The sequence below is a fragment of the Streptomyces sp. NPDC093544 genome (assembly GCF_040683495.1).
In the GTDB taxonomy this organism is placed as follows: Bacteria; Actinomycetota; Actinomycetes; order Streptomycetales; family Streptomycetaceae; genus Streptomyces.
In genome coordinates this window covers 231,659-249,509 of the sequence record NZ_JBFBEA010000016.1, presented here as the reverse complement: position 1 = coordinate 249,509, position 17,851 = coordinate 231,659, and the positions used below count along the sequence as shown (strand labels likewise).

Sequence of the window (17,851 nt, the reverse complement as noted above, 5' to 3'; positions counted from 1 at the left end):
GCGAGCCGACGTGCTCTTCGCGATGCTCCGCGACGGCACTTTCTACCAACCACCAACCCCGATCACCCCTTGACCAAAGTCATAGGGGCACCCCCCCCAGTTCTCGGCTTCGCTCAAACCGGGGGGATGCCCCTGACGGGCTCGGCCGGCGCCGCCGCCGCCGACGGCTCGCCCGCGTCGGTCGGCGCCGTCGTCATCCCTGGGCCCGAAGAGAGCCCCGCAGAGGGCCTCGCAGTGCGTCACGCAGCCACGCGTACGAAGCCTTCGGCGTCCGCTCCAGCGTTCCGTAGTCGACGTGGACGAGGCCGAAGCGGCGTGTGTACCCCTCGGCCCACTCGAAGTTGTCGAGGAGCGACCACACGAAGTAGCCGCGTACGTCGACACCCGCCTCCAACGCCCGGTGCAGCGCCCGCACATGACCGTCCAGGAACGTGATGCGCTCCTGGTCGTCGATCCCCTCGTAACTACAGCCGTTCTCGGTGATGACCACGGGCGGGAGCCGGTCGCCGTAGCGCTCGTGGAAGCCGGTCAGCAGCTCGGTCAGCGCCTCGGGAACCACCGGCCAGCCGAAGTCCGTGACCGGGTAGCCCTCCAGCTCCCGTACGGAGAAGGGGAGTTCGGCGGGCAGCGTCAGTCCGCTGAACTCGATCTCCGCGCCCTCGGGGGCGCCCACCTTGGTCGGCTGGTAGTAGTTGATGCCGTACCAGTCCAGCGGCTCCGCGATGATCTTCAGGTCCGACTCGATATCACCGGGGAGCAGGTCGGCGATGCCGTCCGGGTACTGGCCAAGGAGCAGCGGGTCCGCGAACAGGCGGTTGAGGAGCAGGTCGTAGAAGTCGGCGGCCTGCACGTCCTCCTCGCTGTCCGACGCCGCCCAGGTCGGCCCGTGCGAGTTGGCGATCCCGATGTCGGTGACTCCGGCCGCACGCAGCGCCCGTACGGCCAGACCGTGTGCCAGCAACTGGTGGTGGGCCACCGGCAGGGCGTCGAACAGCAGCTTCTTCCCCGGTGCGTGTGCGCCCAGCGCATGGCCCAACAGGGTGTGCTCGGCGGGCTCGTTGAGGGTGATCCACTTCGTGACGCGGTCGCTGAGACGGGCGGCGACGACGGCCGCGTACTCGGCGAAGCGCTCCGCTGTCGAGCGGTCCAGCCAGTCGAGGTCGACGGGCAGGTCCCAGTGGAAGAGGGTCGGCACCGGACGTACGCCCGCCGCGCAGAGTTCGTCGACGAGACGGTCGTAGAAGTCCAGGCCGCCGGGGGAGTTCACCCTGGGCCAGGAGATGGAGAAGCGGTACGCGTCCACGCCGAGGTTGCGCAGGAGGTGGACGTCCTCGCGGTAGCGGTGGTAGTGGTCGCAGGCCACCTCGGCGGTGGAGCCGTCCTTCACGTGGCCTGGTTCGGCGGTGAAGGTGTCCCATACCGAGGGGGCGCGTTCGTCTGTGGCCCCCTCGATCTGGTGGGCCGAAGTGGATACGCCCCAGAGGAAGGTGGGCGGGAACTGCGGGAGGGGACTCGTCGCCATGCGCGCGATCATCCTTACTCGCAGTAACGGAAGTCAACGGGCGGGCGTGAACTGCGAGTTACGGATTCCGTGGGGCGCCTTATGGGGATGGGGCTGCGGTTGTTGGGCGACTGCGGGCCGTCGGGGGCTGGTCGCGCAGTTCCCCGCGCCCCTAAAAGCCCTCGCCTGGGCCCTCGTCATGACGCGAGCGCCCCTGACCGCCTCTCGGGCTGGGCTCTCGCCCCTTACGCGCCCTCCTTCAACACCCTCGAAATCAGGCTCCGTTGCTCCTCCGTCAGTTTCGGGTCCGCCGCGTACACCGTCTTCCCGTCCACCGTGATCTCGTAGCTGAAGCCGTCCGGAACGCCGATGGGGGCGGTGCCCCGGCCGGCGGCGAGTGCCTTCTCGGCCAGGGTGTGCCACTCGTGGGCATCGGGGCGTCCCGAGGTGTTCACCTCGCCATGGCGCTGGATGCCCGCGAAACCGCCCGTGCGCCTTACCTGAATACGCATGGGTCCTGTCTAGTCCGTGGCGTGGCGGGGGGCTAGGGGGTGTCGTTTGGATCACCCCGGGTCCGCGGCGCATGGCACGGCGCCTCGCCGCGTTGTCGCATCACCCGAGTACGTTCAGTACGCGGGTCATGCTCCGCCTTGCGATGCACCGCACCATGCGCCGCGGCCTGATCCGAGGTGATCCGAACGACACCCCCTAGGAGGTGGGTACCCCGACCTGTTCCCAGGCCTTCAGGACGGCCTGTAGTTCCTCGCCGTCGTTGAAGCGGGTGCGTGCCGCGGCGATCGTGAGTTTGGCGAAGTCGGTGAACAGGGCCTGCTGGCCCAGTTCGCCGCCGGTCAGCACGTCGTACCAGATCTGGCCCGCCCGCTCCCAGGCGTTCCCGCCGAGGGCGGTGGCGGTCAGGTAGAAGGCGTGGTTGGGGATGCCGGAGTTGATGTGGACGCCGCCGTTGTCGCGGCCCGTGTTCACGAAGTCGTCCATCGTCGCGGGCTGCGGGTCCTTGCCGAGCACGTCGTCGTCGTACGCCGTGCCCGGTTCCTTCATGGAGCGCAGCGCGGTGCCGGTGACGCGCGGGGCGAGCAGGCCCGCGCCGATCAGCCAGTCGGCCTCGGCGGCGGTCTGGCCGAGCGTGTACTGCTTGATGAGCGAGCCGAAGACGTCGGACAGGGACTCGTTGAGGGCGCCGGGCTGGCCGAAGTAGGTGAGGTTCGCGGTGTACTGGGTGACGCCGTGGGTCAGCTCGTGGCCGATGACGTCGACCGGGATGGTGAAGTCGAGGAAGATCTCGCCGTCACCGTCGCCGAACACCATCTGCTCGCCGTTCCAGAAGGCGTTGTTGTAGTTCTCGTCGAAGTGCACGGTCGCGTCGAGCGGCAGGCCCTCGCCGTTGATCGAGTTGCGTCGGTAGGCGTTCAGGTACAGCTCGAAGGTGGCGCCGAGACCGGCGTACGCACGGTTGACGGTGGCGTCCTTGCCGGGCTTGTCGCCCTCGCCGCGGACCTTCCTGCCGGGCAGGTCCGTGCGGTGGCGGGCGTCGTAGATCGTGCGATGCGGCTTGTCATCGGCGGCTTCCCTGGCCGGGGCCACGGAGGGGGCGCCGATGACCGTGGTCAGCCGGCGGTGCGTGCGTTCGAGGGCGTCGCGCTCCAGGGTGCGGCGGGCGGGCCCGGCGAGCGCCGGGTCGTCGGCGCGGGCCAGCCTGTCGAGGACGTGGGGCGGCACGATGGTGCAGAAGACAGGCTCGAAGCCTGACGGGTTGGCGGTCATGCCGGGCACATTTGCACTGAGTCATGACTCTGTCACTACCGGCAACCATGATTGGTGAAATGCCACGATAAGGGCTCCCCGGTCCGGCCCTGAAGTGGTATGGCGCACCCTTTGCCCTATATGTGCGAGCGGTCCCGCATACTGATACAGGCCCCCGCGTCCGGCGCGGCTCGGCTAGCATGCGGAGCATCATGCGTTTCGGGCTGCTCCTCCTTAGCTGCCGCGGCGAGGGCCTGTAAGTCGAGGCCGACCCCCTCCCCGCGGAGTCTGGCGTTGCGCCGTCGGCCGTCCTTCCGGACACCTTCGAGGAGCCCTCGCATCATGGCGAACAGTCAGCGCGGTCAGAACCGTCAGCAGCCCACCTCCATGCCGGTCCACAAGTACCGCCCGTACGACCAGGTCGACATCCCCGACCGTACGTGGCCGGATAACCGGATCACCGTCGCCCCCCGCTGGCTCTCCACCGACCTGCGTGACGGCAACCAGGCCCTGATCGACCCCATGTCGCCCGCGCGCAAGCGTGAGATGTTCGACCTGCTGGTGAAGATGGGCTACAAGGAGATCGAGGTCGGCTTCCCGGCCTCCGGTCAGACCGACTTCGACTTCGTGCGCTCGATCATCGAGGAAGAGGGCGCGATCCCGGACGACGTCACGATCTCCGTACTGACCCAGGCCCGTGAGGACCTGATCGAGCGGACCGTGGAGTCCCTGGTCGGCGCCCGCCGCGCCAACGTCCACCTGTACAACGCCACCGCCCCCGTCTTCCGCCGGGTCGTCTTCCGCGGCTCCAAGGACCAGATCAAGCAGATCGCCGTCGACGGCACCCGGCTGGTCGTGGAGTACGCCGAGAAGCTGCTGGACGAGCGGACGACGTTCGGCTACCAGTACAGCCCCGAGATCTTCACCGACACCGAGCTGGACTTCGCCCTGGAGGTCTGCGAGGCCGTCATGGACGTCTGGCAGCCGGGCCCGGGCCGCGAGATCATCCTCAACCTGCCCGCCACGGTGGAGCGTTCGACCCCGTCCACGCACGCGGACCGCTTCGAGTGGATGTCGCGGAACCTCTCCCGCCGCGAGTACGTGTGCGTCTCCGTCCACCCGCACAACGACCGCGGTACGGCGGTGGCGGCGGCCGAGCTGGCGCTGATGGCCGGCGCCGACCGCATCGAGGGCTGTCTGTTCGGGCAGGGCGAGCGCACCGGCAACGTCGACCTGGTCACCCTGGGCATGAACCTGTTCTCGCAGGGCGTCGACCCGCAGATCGACTTCTCGAACATCGACGAGGTCCGCCGCACCGCCGAGTACTGCAACCAGATGGAGGTCCACCCCCGCCACCCGTACGTCGGCGACCTCGTCTACACCTCCTTCTCCGGCTCGCACCAGGACGCCATCAAGAAGGGCTTCGACGCCATGGAGGCCGACGCGGCCGCCAAGGGCGTCACCGTCGACGACATCGAGTGGGCGGTCCCGTACCTGCCGATCGACCCGAAGGACGTCGGCCGCTCCTACGAGGCGGTCATCCGGGTCAACTCGCAGTCGGGCAAGGGCGGTATCGCGTACGTCCTGAAGAACGAGCACAAGCTGGACCTGCCGCGCCGGATGCAGATCGAGTTCTCCAGGATCATCCAGGCGAAGACGGACGCCGAGGGCGGCGAGGTCACCCCGAAGGACATCTGGGCGATCTTCCAGGACGAGTACCTCCCGATCTCCGGGAATCCGTGGGGCCGTATCCAGGTCAAGACGGGTCAGACCACGACCGACCGCGACGGCATCGACTCGCTGACCGTCGAGGCCTCGGTGGACGGTCAGGACACGGTCCTGACCGGTACCGGCAACGGTCCGATCTCCGCGTTCTTCGACGCCCTGCAGTCCATCGGCATCGACGTACGCCTGCTCGACTACCAGGAGCACACGATGAGCGAGGGTGCCTCCGCGCAGGCCGCCTCGTACATCGAATGCGCTATTGGCGACAAGGTTCTGTGGGGAATCGGGATCGACTCGAATACGACACGTGCCTCACTGAAGGCCGTGGTCTCCGCCGTCAACCGCGCGGACCGCTGACCCCGTTCACCTGGCATTTCCCGGCCCCGTCCGCCTTTCGAGGCGGTCGGGGCCGTGTCGTTTACCGGCCAATCCATGTGCAGGTCACGGGTGGGTCTCGTCCTGGGTACTGACTCGACATCAACAATGTGGCTAACATCACGCCAGCGCGGCGATGTTGCCGCGGCGTTACGGAGGTGTGCGACGTGCTGCCAGGATGGGGACGAAACGGTCGTGCAGTTCCGGTTTCCCGGATCCTGGGCACCCGTACCGCATGGACCACCGTCGGCGACGGCGAGTTCTTCTGCCCGGGCTGTGGAGGAGACCGCAACTACCAGCGGCTCACCGGCCGGCGCCGCATCACCTGCCTCGGCGTTCCCGTTCTCCCGCGCGGCGAGACCGGGCCCGTCGTCGAATGTGCCGCCTGCCGCCGTCACTACGGCGCCGACGTCCTCGACCACCCCACCACCACCCGCTTCTCCGCGATGCTCCGCGACGCCGTCCACACGGTCGCCCTCGCGGTGCTCGCCGCGGACGGCAGCTGCGCCCGTACGTCCCTGGAGACCGCGGCCTCGGCCGTCCGCTCGGCCGGCTTCGACGACTGCACGGAGGACCAGCTCGGCGCCCTCGTCGAGGCGCTCGCCCTGGACACGGGACGCGTCTTCGGGGAGCCGTGCGGCGCGAGTCTGGCCATAGAGCTCCACGAGGCCCTGGACCCGCTGGCCCCGCACCTCGCCCCCACGGGCCGGGAGGCGATCCTCCTCCAAGGGGCGCGCATTGCACTGGCCGACGGACCGTATACGCCCGCCGAGCGTGATGTCCTGTCCACCGTGGGCGCGGCCCTGACGATCTGCTCGGACGACGTGACACGGCTGCTGGCGGCGGCGCGTACGCCGTCCTGACGCTCCTTGTAGCCCCCGGACTCCCGGGGCGCACTATGAGCTGACGGCACGTCAACACGCCGTGGGTGCATGCGTATCGCTGTGCCCCAGGGGGCAGATTAGTTTCTGTTGGACATCCCACGTCCCACGTCCGCCCTCCATCGCTTGCCCCGCCGTCGCCGCAGTCCAGGGAGTGTCATGACCGTCTTGAGCCGCACGGCCGCGTTCGCGGCGGCCACCGCACTCCTCACGGCCGCCGCAGGGCCCGCCAGCGCGTCCGCCGGCCCGCTGTCCTCGCGCGACTGCACATCCTCCGTGCCGTACACCGCGGGCGAGGGCGGCTACGACACGTACCGCATCCCAGCCACGATCACGACCCCGGCCCGCACGCTGCTCGCCTTCGCCGAGGGGAGGCACAGCGGCGCGGGCGACACCGGCAACATCGACGTCGTCGTCAGGCGTTCGTACGACGACGGCTGTACGTGGGGGGCGCTGCGGGTCGTCGCGTCCGGGGACGGCGACACCCGGGGGAATCCGGCGCCGGTCGTGGACCCGCGGACCGGGCGGATCGTGTTGGTCACGTCGTACAACAGCGGTGTCGTGACCGAGGGGCAGATCATGCGCGGCGAGGTCACGGCGGCACAGAGCCGCCGCGTCTTCGTCCAGACGAGCCGCGACGACGGCCTCAGCTTCTCCGCTCCCCGTGACATCACGGCGGAGGTGAAGCTGCCCGACTGGCGGTGGTACGCCACCGGTCCCGGGCACGCGGTCGCGCTGCGGCACGGGCCGCATGCCGGGCGGCTCGTGGTCGCCGCCAACCACTCTGCCGCGCCAGTGGCCGGGTCCGGCGATACCGGGCAGGAGCCCAAGTACTACGGCGCCCACGCCATCTACAGCGACGACGGCGGGCTGAGCTGGCGGCTCGGGTTCGTCGACGACTCGTACGACGGGGTCGACAACGCGAACGAGAGCAGCGTGGCCGAACTTCCTGACGGGCGGCTGTACTTCAGCTCTCGTGACCAGAACGGTACGAGTGCGGGTAACCGGCTGGACTCCTACTCCAGTGACGGTGGCGAGAGCCTGGACCGTCCGTACACGGTCCAGGCCACGCTCAACGGTGTTCCTGTCGTCCAGGGCAGCGTTCTTCAGTTGCGGGGGGTGGGAGCGGGGCTGCTCTTCTCCGGGCCGTCCGTGCCGACCGCTCGGCGGGTGATGGCTGTCTGGCGTAGCGCGAACGGGGGTTCGACGTTCACCAAGGTGATTGCGCTGTCGCAGCGGCCGGCTGCGTACTCCGACCTGGTGCAGCTCGGGACCAGCCGGGTCGGGGTCCTCTACGAGACGGGTTCGACGGGGACGTACGAGGGGATCGAGTTCCGGCGGGTGCGGGTGGCTGACCTGCGGGGGTGAGATGGGGTTTGTTTCGCCCCCTCCGCCCCTTCCCGTCCCGTACCCGGGGGCTCTGCCCCCAGACCCCCGTATCGCGCTGGACGCGCTCGTCCTCAAACGCCGGACGGGCTGAAACGGGGCGGAGGGGGCGAAAAACCCTTACAGCAACCCCGCCGCCGCCAAATACTTACCCACCCGCTCGACTTCCCCCTCCGACAGGGCGACCTGCGGCTCCGCCGTAACCGGGCAGTCGATGACCCCCCGTAGGTACAGCCCCGCCTTGAACGCCCCGAGCCCGGCCGAACTACCCCCCATCCGGGCAGGATCACCGACCCCCACCATCCCGAACAGGGAACACAACCGTTCCTGCTCGGCCCGGGCACAGCCCCAGTCCCCGTCCCGGCAGAGCCGGTACAGCCGTACGTACCCCTCGGGGTCGACGTTCGCCAGCCCGGGCACGGCCCCGTCCGCCCCCAGCGCGAGCGCGGAGTCGACGACGAGTTCGGACCCGGTCAGCACGCTGAAGCCGGTGATGCCGGGATGGGCGTGGGCCCCGGTCACGACCGAGCGGAAGCTCGCGAGGTCGCCGCTGGAGTCCTTCAGGCCGGCCAGGGCACCGTCGGCGGCGAGTTCGAGGACCAGCTCCGGGCTCAGCTTGGTGTGGACGGAGGCCGGCATGTCGTAGGCGAAGACGGGCACGGACGACCGCGCGGCGAGGACGCGGAAGTGGCGGGCGATCTCGGCGGGATGGGTGCGGGTGTAGAAGGGCGCGGTCACCACGACGGCGTCCGCGCCCGCCGCCGTCGCGTACTCGATGTGGTCGAGTACGCGCGGCGTGGTCATGTCGATCGCCCCGGCAAGGACGGGGAGCTGCCCGCCGACGTGCGAGACGACCGTGGAGACGACGAGCCGCCGTTGGGTGTCCGTCAGATACGCGGCCTCGGACGACGAGCCGAGCACGAACAGACCGTGCACCCCGCCCTCCACCAGGTGGTTCACGAGCCTGAGGAGCGAGGGGACGTCCACCTCGCGGGCCGGTGTCAGGGGCGTGCAGACGGGCGGAACGACACCGGTCAGCGGGGCGGGGATCGTCATGAAGGCTCCCTGGGATGGTGCTCGAACGGGGCGTCGGCCATGACGGCGGCCGGCGAGGCGGTCAGCGCCTGCGCGACCAGGTCGCGGGTGGACTGGCCCTCCTCCACAGGATGGTGGCACCGGTAGCGGTGATCGGGGCGCGACGCGGCCGTGAAGTCCGGCATGGCACCCGCACACACCTCGTCCGCCTTCCAGCACCGGGTACGGAACGGGCAGCCGGACGGCGGACGGGTCGCCGAGGGGACGGGGCCCACCAGGGGAATCGGGTCGATGGGGTCGAGGAGGCCGGGGGTGGCCGAGAAGAGGGCCCGGGTGTACGGGTGCCGGGAGCTGTCGGTGACCTCGTGGGCCGGGGTCTCCTCGACGATCCGGCCGAGGTACATCGTGATCACCCGGTCGCTCATTCTGCGTACCGTCTGGATGTCGTGCGAGACGAAGACGAGGGCCAGGCCCAGGCGTTCCTTCAGGTCCAGCAGGAGGTTCAGGATCTGGGCGCGGACCGACACGTCAAGGGCGCTCGTCGGTTCGTCGGCCACGACGAGGTCGGGGTCCAGGGCCAGCGCGCGGGCGATGGCGACGCGCTGGCGCTGGCCGCCGGAGAGCTGGCCCGGCAGGCCGTCGGCCAGCACGCGGGGCAGGCCGACCAGTTCCATCAGCTCCTTGACCCGCTCCTCGCGCTCGGCCGGCGTACCGCGCTTGTGGACGTCCAGCGGGTCCCGCAGGATCCGCCGGATCGTCAGGCGCCGGTTCAGGGCGGTCGACGGGTCCTGGAAGATCATGCCGGTGCTGCCGCCGACTGCCTTGCGCCGCTCGGCGGGGCTCAGCGACCACAGGTCCCGGCCGCCGAACGTCACCGTGCCGTACGTCGGCTGCTGCACGCCCACCAGCACCTTGGCGAGCGTCGACTTGCCGCAGCCGGACTCGCCGACGACGCCGACCGTCTCGCCGGGCGCGATGGTGAGGTCGGCGGCGCTGAGGGCGTACACCCGGTCGCGGGAGAACAGACCGCCGGTGCGGGCCTTGTGGACGACGTGAACGTCGGAGAGGGCCACCAGAGCGGTCACCGTACGGACTCGCCTTCGCCAGTCGGCGCGGTCACCAGACGGCCACGCTTCCTCCAGTCGGCGCGGCCTCGTACGGCCCCGCATTCCCCAGTCAGAGCGGTCACCGTACAACCCCGCCTTTCCCAGCCAGCGCGTTCAATTCACGACCTCGCTTTCCGTCGGCTCCGGTGTCAGGTCGATCGCCGGATGGTGGCAGGCCGCCAGGTGGTAGCGGCTGCCCAGCAGGTCGGGTGGGGTGTCGAGGCAGCGTTCGCTCGCCATCGGGCAGCGGTCGGCGAAGCGGCAGCCCGCCGGGAAGTCCGCGGGGGAGGGGACGACGCCCTTGATCTGCGTCATCCGTTCGGCCGCCGTCTCCAGCGACAGGACGCTGCCGAGGAGGCCGCGCGTGTAGTGGTGGGCCGGCTCCTCCACCAGGTCGGCGGTCACCCCTACCTCGACGATCTGGCCGCCGTACATGACGACCACCCGGTCGGTGACCGCCGAGATCAGCGCCAGGTCGTGCGAGACGAGGATCAGCGCGAAGTCCAGCTCGGCGCGCAGCCGCAGCAGCAGCTCCATGACCTGCGCCTGGACGGTCACGTCGAGGGCCGTCGTCGGTTCGTCGGCGACGATCAGCTTGGGGTCGCGGGACAGAGCCATGGCGATCAGGACACGTTGGCGCTGGCCGCCGGAGAGCTCGTGGGGGTAGCTGCGCAGGGTGCGTTCGGGGTCGAGGCCGACCAGTTCGAGGAGCTCGGCGGGGGTGCGTCGACCGCCCCGCCGTACGACCTGTTTCAGCTGCGACCTGATCGTCATCGCCGGGTTGAGGGACGACAGGGCGTCCTGGTAGATCATCGCCATCTCGTGGCCGAGCAGCTTGCGCCGTGCGCGCATCGGCTCGCCGACCAACTGCCGCTGGTTGAAACGGACATGGCCCCGGACCCGGGCCCCCTTCGGCTCCAGGCCCATCACCGTCAGCGCCGTCAGCGACTTGCCGCAGCCGGACTCGCCCACCAGCCCGAGCACCTCACCCGGCTGCACTTCGAAACTGATGCCGTCGACGATGTCCACACCCCCGTGGCGGGCATCGAAGCCGATGGCCAGGTTCTCTACGGCCAGGACGGGCAGGCCGCCCTCGGGAAGGGGGCGGGCCCGGCTGCGCAGCCGGGCGGCGGCCTCGGTGAGCCCCGGCAGGTCCAGGACCTTTCCGCTGCCGGGCTCGGGGGCCTCAAGACGGTCCTTCGCCTCTCGCGCCGGAACGTCTCGTGCGGCGGGCGCGGCCCACGCGTCCGAGACGCCCTCGGAGAGGATGTTCAGCGACAGCACGGTGACCAGCATCAGCAGGCCCGGGAAGACCGTGGCCCACCAGCCGCCGGTCAGCACCATGTTCTTGCCGTCCGCGATGACGCTGCCCCAGGACGGGTCCGGGGGCCTCACGCCCGCGCCGATGAAGGACAGGGACGCCTCGAAGACGATGGCCTCGGCGACCTGCACGGTGCAGAACACCAGGATCGGTGCGGCGCAGTTGACGGCCACGTGCTTGATGACGATGTGTGGGGTGCGGGCGCCGATGACGTGCTCGGCGGTGACGTAGTCCTCGCCGTACTGGGCGAGGACGTTCGCCCGTACGACCCTTGCCACCGACGGCGTGAACAGAAAGGCGATCGCGCAGATCAGCACGGTGATCCCGCCGCCGAACACGGCGACCAGGACGGCGGCCAGCGCGATGCCCGGGAACGCCATGACCACGTCCAGGCAGCGCATCAGCGTCTCGTCGACCGCCTTGCGCGAGGTCGCGGCGACCGCGCCGAGGAGCGCTCCCACGACGAGGGCGAGCGCGGTGGCGCCCAGGCCGATGGCCAGGGACCAGCGGGCGCCGTACATCAGCCGGCTCATGATGTCCCGGCCGAGGCTGTCCTGCCCCATCCAGTGGCTCGCGGAGGGGTGTCCGGTGCCGTCGACCGGCGTCTGCTGGTCGAGCGGGTCGTCCGGGGCGAGCAGCGGCGCGAAGACCGCCACCAGCACCACCAGGGCCAGGAAGCAGACGGCGATCTTGGACAGCAGCGGCAGCCGGCGCCAGCCGCGCAGCCGGATGCCGGGACGGGACAGGACCTCGGTGAGACGCTTGCGATTGAACGGCGTGAACATCAGGTCGCCTCCCTCAGCCGCGGGTTGACCAGCAGATACAGGATGTCGATGGCGAGGTTCACGACGACGAAGCCGGTGGCCGTGGTCAGGACGACGCCCTGCACGACCGCCGGGTCACCGTTCTTCACGGCGTCGATCATCAGCTTCCCCATCCCGGGCAGCGAGAAGATCGTCTCGATGACGACCGCCCCGCCGAGCAGATAGCCCACGCGCAGCCCGAGCACGGTGAGCGGGTTCATCAGCGCGTTGCGCAGGACGTTGCGGCCGACGACGACATGGGGCGGCAGACCGCTTCCGATCGCCGTCCGCACATAGTCCTTGTCCAACTCCTCGACCACCGAGGTCCGCACGATCCGGGTGAGCTGCGCGGCGACCGGCAGCGACAGCGCGAGCGCGGGCAGCGTCATCGTCTTGAGCCAGCCGGTCACCGAGTCGCCCGGGTTGATGTAGCCGCCGGTCGGGAACCAGCCCAGGTCGACGGCCAGATACTGGATCATCAGCAGCGCCAGCCAGAAGCCGGGCGCCGCGACTCCGGTCAGCGAGACGACCCGGATGATCTGGTCGGGCAGCCGGTCGCGGTAGATCGCGGCGGTGACCCCGCCGAGCAGCGCGAGCACCACGGCGACGCCGAGCCCCAGAAAGGTGAGCTGGAGCGTGAGCGGCAGCGCGGTGGTGACCTGTTCGAGTACCGACGACCTGGTCAGCGCGCTGGTGCCCAGATCACCGTGCAGCAGGTCCCCCAGGAAGTGGAAATAGCGCACCGGGAGCGGGTCGAGCAGCCCGTTCTGCTCCCGGAAGTCGGTCAGTTGCTGCGGAGTCGGATTGGCGCCCTGGAAGAACGCCGACGCCGGATCGACGTCCGAGAACCGCATCACGATGAACACGAAGAGGACGATCCCGAGCATCAGCGGCACGAGCAGGGCGATGCGGCGGAGCAGGATTCTGACGACGGTGACCACGTACGAACTCCCGACTCGACTGGCCCTAGACCCACTTGGCTTGCAGGACGTTGATTCCGGGGTACGGCTGTGCCCTTATTCCGGTGAGTTTTTTCGGGTCCCATGCGGTCATCAGCTCGTTGTGCACGACCGGGTAGAGCACGGCCTGTTCGGCGACGACGTCGATGTAGTCCTGGATCATCGTCTTCTTCCGGGTGGCGTCCGGCTCCCGCGTCGCCTGGTCCATGTCCTTGAAGAGCTTCTTGGCCACGGGGTCGCCGGCCCAGCGGGCGTAGCCCATCCACAGGTTCTGCGGGCCGTAGTTGTAGTGCATGATCAGGTCCGCGTCGAGGCCGAACTGGTTGGGGTTCGAGGCCGCGGCGACCACTTGGTAGTCCTGCTTCTGGTCCATCTTCGTGAAGACGGCCGTCGTCTCCTGCGGGTCGAGCGTCGTCTTGACCCCGATCGCGTCCCAGGAAGCCTTGATCGTCGGCAGGCAGTCCACGATCCAACTGACGTTGACCGCCATGATGTTGACCTTCAGACCCTTGACCCCGGCCTCCGCCAGGAGAGCTTTCGCCTTCTCCGGGTCGTACGCGTAGACGGTCTTCGCCGGCCGGTAGCTCGGGTTGCCCTCGTTGAGGAACGAACTCGACGACCTGCCATGCCCCTTCAGGGCGACCTGGACCATCTTGTCGGTGTCGATGGCGTAGTGCAGCGCCTGGCGCACCCGCACGTCGTCGAAGGGCTTGTGCTGGGTGTTGAACATCAGGAAGAGGTTGTTCATCCCTGCGCCGCCCTCGACGGTCATGCCGCCCTTGGTGAGCTGCTGGATGTTGGCGTACGGGATGTTGTCGGCGATCGGCGCTCCGGCGCTCGCCCCCGAGATCTTCGCGACGCGCGGCGCGGCGTCCACCATCGTCAGCCAGTTCATCTTCTTGAAGGCCGCCCTGCGCGGGCCGTTGTAGTCGGCGAAGGCCTCGAAGGTCGTGTTCGACTTCGGGTGGTGGGCGGTCTGCCGGTAGGGCCCCGAACCGATCGCCTTGCCCCTGATCGCGTCGTCCCAGGCGCCCGGCAGGGAGTAGACGTGCTTGGGCATGACCTTCGCGAGGGTGAGCCGCGAAACCCCTTCGGGGAAAGGGAACTTGAGCCGCAGCTCGACGTTCATCGCGTCGATCTTCCTGACTTCCTGCACCCAGCTCGCGAAGAAGCCCTTGCCGAGCGTCTGCGTCTTCGGATCGAGGATCCGGTCGAACACGAACACCACGTCGTCGGCGGTGACCGGCTTCCCGTCGTGGAACCTGGCGCCCGGGCGCAGCTCGAACTTCCAGGAGGTGCCGGTCAGGTCGGCGGGCACCTGCGTGGCGAGCGCGGCGTACGGCTCGCGGGAGATCGGGTCCGTGTCGAGCAGGCCCTCGTAGATGTGGTTGTTGGCGGCCATGGAGAAGGCGGACGCCGTCTGCGTCGGATCCCAGCTGCCGTCGTTCCCGTAGCCGATGACGGCGGTCAGTGTCCCGTTCCCGCCACTGCCTCCGCCACCGGTGTCGTTCGTGGACTCCGGCCCCCACGAGCACGCCGACAGCGACGACGAGAGGGCGGCGGCCGCGCCCAGCGCGCCGGTGTACTTCAGGAACGACCGGCGGTGCAGCGCCGGAGTGGGGGTCACGTCGCGCACGGTTCCTCCAGTGAGGAGTGGTCCAGTGAGTGGGAGATACGACGTCCTACGTCATAGGGGGCAGCGTGACCATAAGAGGGGGCGAAAGGGGGGTCAAGGGAACACACACGAATGGCGTATGTTCCAAAGGTGCGACCAATGGCACCTAGGAATAGGCCTAATTGACGACTGGTCAATGAGTGATTGACGTTTCTTCAGCCCGGAGGTGGGACGTCGGATGTCCAGCGAGCGTACGATGCGGCGCATGCCCGAGGAGACCGGTCGCCGGCGCAGACCCGAGCGCCGGTTGAGCGGCCAGATACAGCGCGAGGTGATGCAGCTGATCCTCGACCGCGAACTCCGGGCCGGTGCGCCGCTGCCGACCGAGGCGGAACTGATGGAGGACCTCGGCGTCAGCCGCAACTCCGTCCGCGAGGCCCTCAAGGCCCTCCAGGCCCTCGACATAGTCGACATAAGGCATGGATACGGCACGTACGTCGGCGAGGCGTCTCTGACACCCCTGGTGGACGGCCTGACCTTCCGGACGCTCGCCCGTCCCGGCGACGACGCCAGCGCGCTGGCCGAGATACTCCAGGTCCGCGAGGTGCTGGAGGAGGGGCTGATCCGCCGCGTCGCGGGCACGCTCTCCGACGCAGAGCTGGACCGACTCGAATCGATCGTGACGAGGATGGAGACCGCGGGCGGGGTGGAAACTCGGGGTGGGGCGGAGACTCCGGGCGGGGTGGAGACTCCGGGCGGGGTGGAGGCCGTGGGTGGGGTGGAGACCCCGGGTCGGGTGAAGGCCGCGGGCGGGGTGGAGACCCCGGGTCGGGTGAAGGCCGCGGGCCGGGTGGAGGCCGCGGGCGGGGTGGAGACTGCGGGCCGGGTGGAGACCGGGGGCCCGGAAGGTGGCGGCCCCTTCGCCGAACTCGACCGCGAGTTCCACGAGTTGCTGTACGCCTCCCTCGGCAACGCCCTCGTCCCGCAGCTCCTCGGCGCCTTCTGGACCGTCTTCCGCCGCGTCTCCGGCATCCGCGGCTGGACCGACGACCCGGCACCCGAGGTCACCGTCCGCCGCCACCGCGACATCGTCACGGCCCTGCGCGCCCACGACGTCGAAGGCGCCCAGCGGGCCATGGCGGTCCACTTCCGGGGCATCGAGGCGCGAGCCGCGCAGGAGTCACGGGGGGTGAGCTGACCCGGTGACTCAACAACAGCCCTGGAACCCGAACGACGCGGGCGTCCTGCGCCTCCCCTCCGGCCGCCTGGTGCGAGGCCGAGCCCTGCGCCGCCCGCTTCCCGCCGACGGCCCTTCGCCGACGTACGCCGTGTACCTACTCGGCAAGCAGCCGCCCGAAGTCCCCTGGGAGGCGCACTGGCTGCGCTGGCCGGACTTCCGGCTGCCCACCGAACGGGCCCGCGCCGTCGAACTGCTCACCGAGGCCTGGAGCCGAACCCCTGCCGACCGCGTCGAGCTTGCCTGCGGCGGCGGCCGGGGGCGGACCGGGACGGCGCTGGCGTGTCTCGCGGTCCTGGACGGTGTTCCGGCGGACGAGGCCGTGGACTTCGTACGCCGCCACTACGACCGGCACGCGGTGGAGACGCCGTGGCAGCGGAGGTACGTGCGGCGCTTCACCACCTGAGTGGCGACTATGAAGTGGCGTCGGTCTCCGCCACCGTCCGCAGGTAGGCGCCCAGGCGGGCGATGGCCGACGGGTTGCGAGGGCTCTCGACGAGGTCGACGTAGTCGAGGACGAAGATCCGCTTGTTCTTGACGGCGGAGACGTTCCTCAACGGCGCGTACGACAGCAGGAACTTGCGCTTCTCCTCGGCGCTGACGTCGCCGTAGTTGCAGATCACGATGACGTCCGGGTCCCGCTCGACGACGCTCTCCCAACCCACCGTCGTCCAGGAGTCGTTGAGGTCGTGCGTGATGTTCACGCCGCCCGCCTTGCTGATGATCTCCTCGGGGGCGGCGTACCGGCCGGAGGTGAAGGGCTGGTCCTGGCCGCTGTCGTAGAGGAAGACCTTCGGCCGGTCCGCGCCCGTCGGTGCCTCGGCCTGCACGGCGGCGACCTGCTTCTTGAAGTCCGCGACCAGCGTGGCCGCCCGCTTCTCGACGCCGAAGAGCTTCCCGAGGTTGGTGAGGTCGGCGTACAGGGCGTCCAGCGGCGGCATGATGCCGCGCGAGGACTCGGTACGGCCGTTGCGGCAGGACTCGGTGAGGATGTACGAGGGGACGCCGAGCTTCTTCAGGGAGTCCGGGGTGAAGCCGCTGTCCTCGCGGAAGCCGTAGTTCCACCCGGCGAAGACCAGGTCGGCGCGGGCGTCGAGGACGTTCTCCTGGGTGAGCTGCTGCTTGGACAGCCACTTCACCTCCTCGTAGCCGTCCTTCCAGGGCACGCCGGTCAGATCGCCCTTGTCGTCGGGCATGGCGAACCCGGCCATGCGGTCCTCCAGGCCCAGCGCGAACATGATCTCGGTGATACCGACGTCGTTCGTGACGACGCGTTCGGGGACCTTGTCGTACGTGACCTTCTGGCCGCAGTTGGTGAGGGTGACGGCCGACGACGCGGGCTTCGACTCCGAGGTCTCGACCTGGGCGCCGCATCCGGTGGCGAGGGTCGACAGGCAGAGGGCGGCGGCTACAACGGGCTTGCGCATACGAGGAGTTCCTTTATCGGGCCGGGGGGAGAAGGTCGAAGAGCAGCTGCACGGCACCGGTCTCCGGGTGTCGCACGGGATGGGCGCGGACCCCGAACACCTCGGCCAGCAGGGCTGGTTGAAGCACGTCGTGCGGCGGGCCCGACGCGACGACACGGCCTCCGTCGATCACATACAGCAGATCGCAGTGGGCGGCGGCGAGGTTGAGATCGTGCAGGGCGGCCAGCGCGGTCAGGCCACTGGCCCGGACCAGGGCCAGCACGTCCAACTGGTGGGCGATGTCCAGGTGGTTGGTCGGCTCGTCGAGCACCAGCACGCGCGGCTGCTGGGTGAGTGCCCGCGCGATGAGGACGCGCTGCTTCTCGCCACCGGAGAGCGCGAGGAATCCGCGGTCGGCGAGATGCGCGACCCCGGTACGTTCCATGGCGTCGGCGCAGATCGCCCGGTCCTCCTTGGCGGTACGCCCCTGATGCGGCAGCCGCCCCATGCCGACCACCTCGGCGACGGTGAAGTCGAACTCGGACGACGACTCCTGCGGCAGCGCGGCGAGCAGCCGGGCGGCGGCCCGCGAATCCATCGCGTGCACGTCGTCCCCGTCGAGCCGCACGACCCCGCCCGCCGGCCGCAACGCCCGGTACACGCACCGCAACAGCGTCGACTTACCGCTCCCGTTGGGCCCGACGAGTCCGACGAAGGTCCCACTGCTCACGCTCAGCCGA

At 69.5% G+C, this 17,851-nt stretch carries 15 protein-coding genes; 5 read left to right on the top strand and 10 right to left on the bottom strand.

Annotated elements, in window-relative coordinates:
• Positions 1–193: 193 nt before the first annotated feature.
• The 3 genes from AB0N66_RS25265 to AB0N66_RS25255 all read right to left on the bottom strand — a co-directional run bounded on the left by AB0N66_RS25265 (position 194) and on the right by AB0N66_RS25255 (position 3,283).
• On the bottom strand, positions 194–1,534 hold the full coding sequence (locus tag AB0N66_RS25265) for a GH1 family beta-glucosidase (RefSeq protein WP_365439044.1): 1,341 nt from the start codon (positions 1,532–1,534) through the stop codon (positions 194–196).
• A gap of 212 nt (positions 1,535–1,746) precedes the next feature.
• On the bottom strand, positions 1,747–2,013 hold the full coding sequence (locus AB0N66_RS25260; protein ID WP_365439042.1) for a protealysin inhibitor emfourin: 267 nt from the start codon (positions 2,011–2,013) through the stop codon (positions 1,747–1,749).
• A 196-nt stretch (positions 2,014–2,209) separates the two neighbouring features.
• Positions 2,210–3,283: a M4 family metallopeptidase gene (locus AB0N66_RS25255; protein ID WP_365439040.1), complete on the bottom strand. Its 1,074-nt coding sequence runs from the start codon at positions 3,281–3,283 to the stop codon at positions 2,210–2,212.
• 321 nt (positions 3,284–3,604) lie between these two features.
• Here AB0N66_RS25255 and leuA point away from each other — a divergent pair, with 321 nt between their 5' ends.
• The 3 genes from leuA to AB0N66_RS25240 all read left to right on the top strand — a co-directional run bounded on the left by leuA (position 3,605) and on the right by AB0N66_RS25240 (position 7,611).
• Positions 3,605–5,344: a 2-isopropylmalate synthase gene (gene leuA / locus AB0N66_RS25250; RefSeq protein WP_365439038.1), complete on the top strand. Its 1,740-nt coding sequence runs from the start codon at positions 3,605–3,607 to the stop codon at positions 5,342–5,344.
• Between the two features lie 185 nt (positions 5,345–5,529).
• Positions 5,530–6,225, top strand: coding sequence for a TerB family tellurite resistance protein (locus tag AB0N66_RS25245; RefSeq protein ID WP_365439036.1), 696 nt, complete (start codon positions 5,530–5,532; stop codon positions 6,223–6,225).
• Between the two features lie 177 nt (positions 6,226–6,402).
• Entirely contained in the window at positions 6,403–7,611 is a 1,209-nt protein-coding gene (locus AB0N66_RS25240) for a sialidase family protein (RefSeq protein WP_365439034.1), read from the top strand.
• Positions 7,612–7,749: 138 nt separating this feature from the next.
• Here AB0N66_RS25240 and AB0N66_RS25235 read toward each other — a convergent pair whose 3' ends face one another.
• The 5 genes from AB0N66_RS25235 to AB0N66_RS25215 form a co-directional block, all read right to left on the bottom strand.
• The gene (locus AB0N66_RS25235; protein WP_365439032.1) at positions 7,750–8,685 is read right to left on the bottom strand and encodes a dihydrodipicolinate synthase family protein; all 936 of its coding nucleotides are present in this window, start codon (positions 8,683–8,685) and stop codon (positions 7,750–7,752) included.
• Complete coding sequence (locus AB0N66_RS25230) at positions 8,682–9,749, bottom strand: ABC transporter ATP-binding protein (RefSeq protein WP_365439031.1); 1,068 nt, start codon at positions 9,747–9,749, stop codon at positions 8,682–8,684. The genes AB0N66_RS25235 and AB0N66_RS25230 overlap by 4 nt, the downstream gene beginning before the upstream one ends.
• A 135-nt stretch (positions 9,750–9,884) precedes the next feature.
• Complete coding sequence (locus AB0N66_RS25225) at positions 9,885–11,876, bottom strand: dipeptide/oligopeptide/nickel ABC transporter permease/ATP-binding protein (RefSeq protein WP_365439029.1); 1,992 nt, start codon at positions 11,874–11,876, stop codon at positions 9,885–9,887.
• A complete protein-coding gene (locus tag AB0N66_RS25220) occupies positions 11,876–12,835 on the bottom strand; it encodes an ABC transporter permease (protein ID WP_365439027.1) in 960 nt (319 codons plus the stop codon). The genes AB0N66_RS25225 and AB0N66_RS25220 overlap by 1 nt, the downstream gene beginning before the upstream one ends.
• A 25-nt stretch (positions 12,836–12,860) precedes the next feature.
• Positions 12,861–14,489, bottom strand: a complete 1,629-nt coding sequence (locus tag AB0N66_RS25215; protein ID WP_365439025.1) for an ABC transporter substrate-binding protein — start codon at positions 14,487–14,489, stop codon at positions 12,861–12,863.
• Positions 14,490–14,733: 244 nt separating this feature from the next.
• On the opposite strand from AB0N66_RS25215, the gene AB0N66_RS25210 reads away from it, so the two are divergent.
• Both AB0N66_RS25210 and AB0N66_RS25205 read left to right on the top strand, forming a co-directional pair.
• Complete coding sequence (locus AB0N66_RS25210; RefSeq protein ID WP_365439023.1) at positions 14,734–15,666, top strand: FCD domain-containing protein; 933 nt, start codon at positions 14,734–14,736, stop codon at positions 15,664–15,666.
• Positions 15,667–15,670: 4 nt separating this feature from the next.
• Positions 15,671–16,111: a protein-tyrosine phosphatase family protein gene (locus tag AB0N66_RS25205; protein ID WP_365439021.1), complete on the top strand. Its 441-nt coding sequence runs from the start codon at positions 15,671–15,673 to the stop codon at positions 16,109–16,111.
• Positions 16,112–16,118: 7 nt separating this feature from the next.
• On the opposite strand, the gene AB0N66_RS25200 is transcribed toward AB0N66_RS25205, so the two are convergent.
• Together AB0N66_RS25200 and AB0N66_RS25195 are read right to left on the bottom strand one after the other, a co-directional pair.
• Entirely contained in the window at positions 16,119–17,132 is a 1,014-nt protein-coding gene (locus AB0N66_RS25200) for an ABC transporter substrate-binding protein (protein WP_365439019.1), read from the bottom strand.
• 13 nt (positions 17,133–17,145) lie between these two features.
• On the bottom strand, positions 17,146–17,847 hold the full coding sequence (locus tag AB0N66_RS25195; RefSeq protein ID WP_365439068.1) for an ABC transporter ATP-binding protein: 702 nt from the start codon (positions 17,845–17,847) through the stop codon (positions 17,146–17,148).
• Positions 17,848–17,851 lie beyond the last annotated feature (4 nt).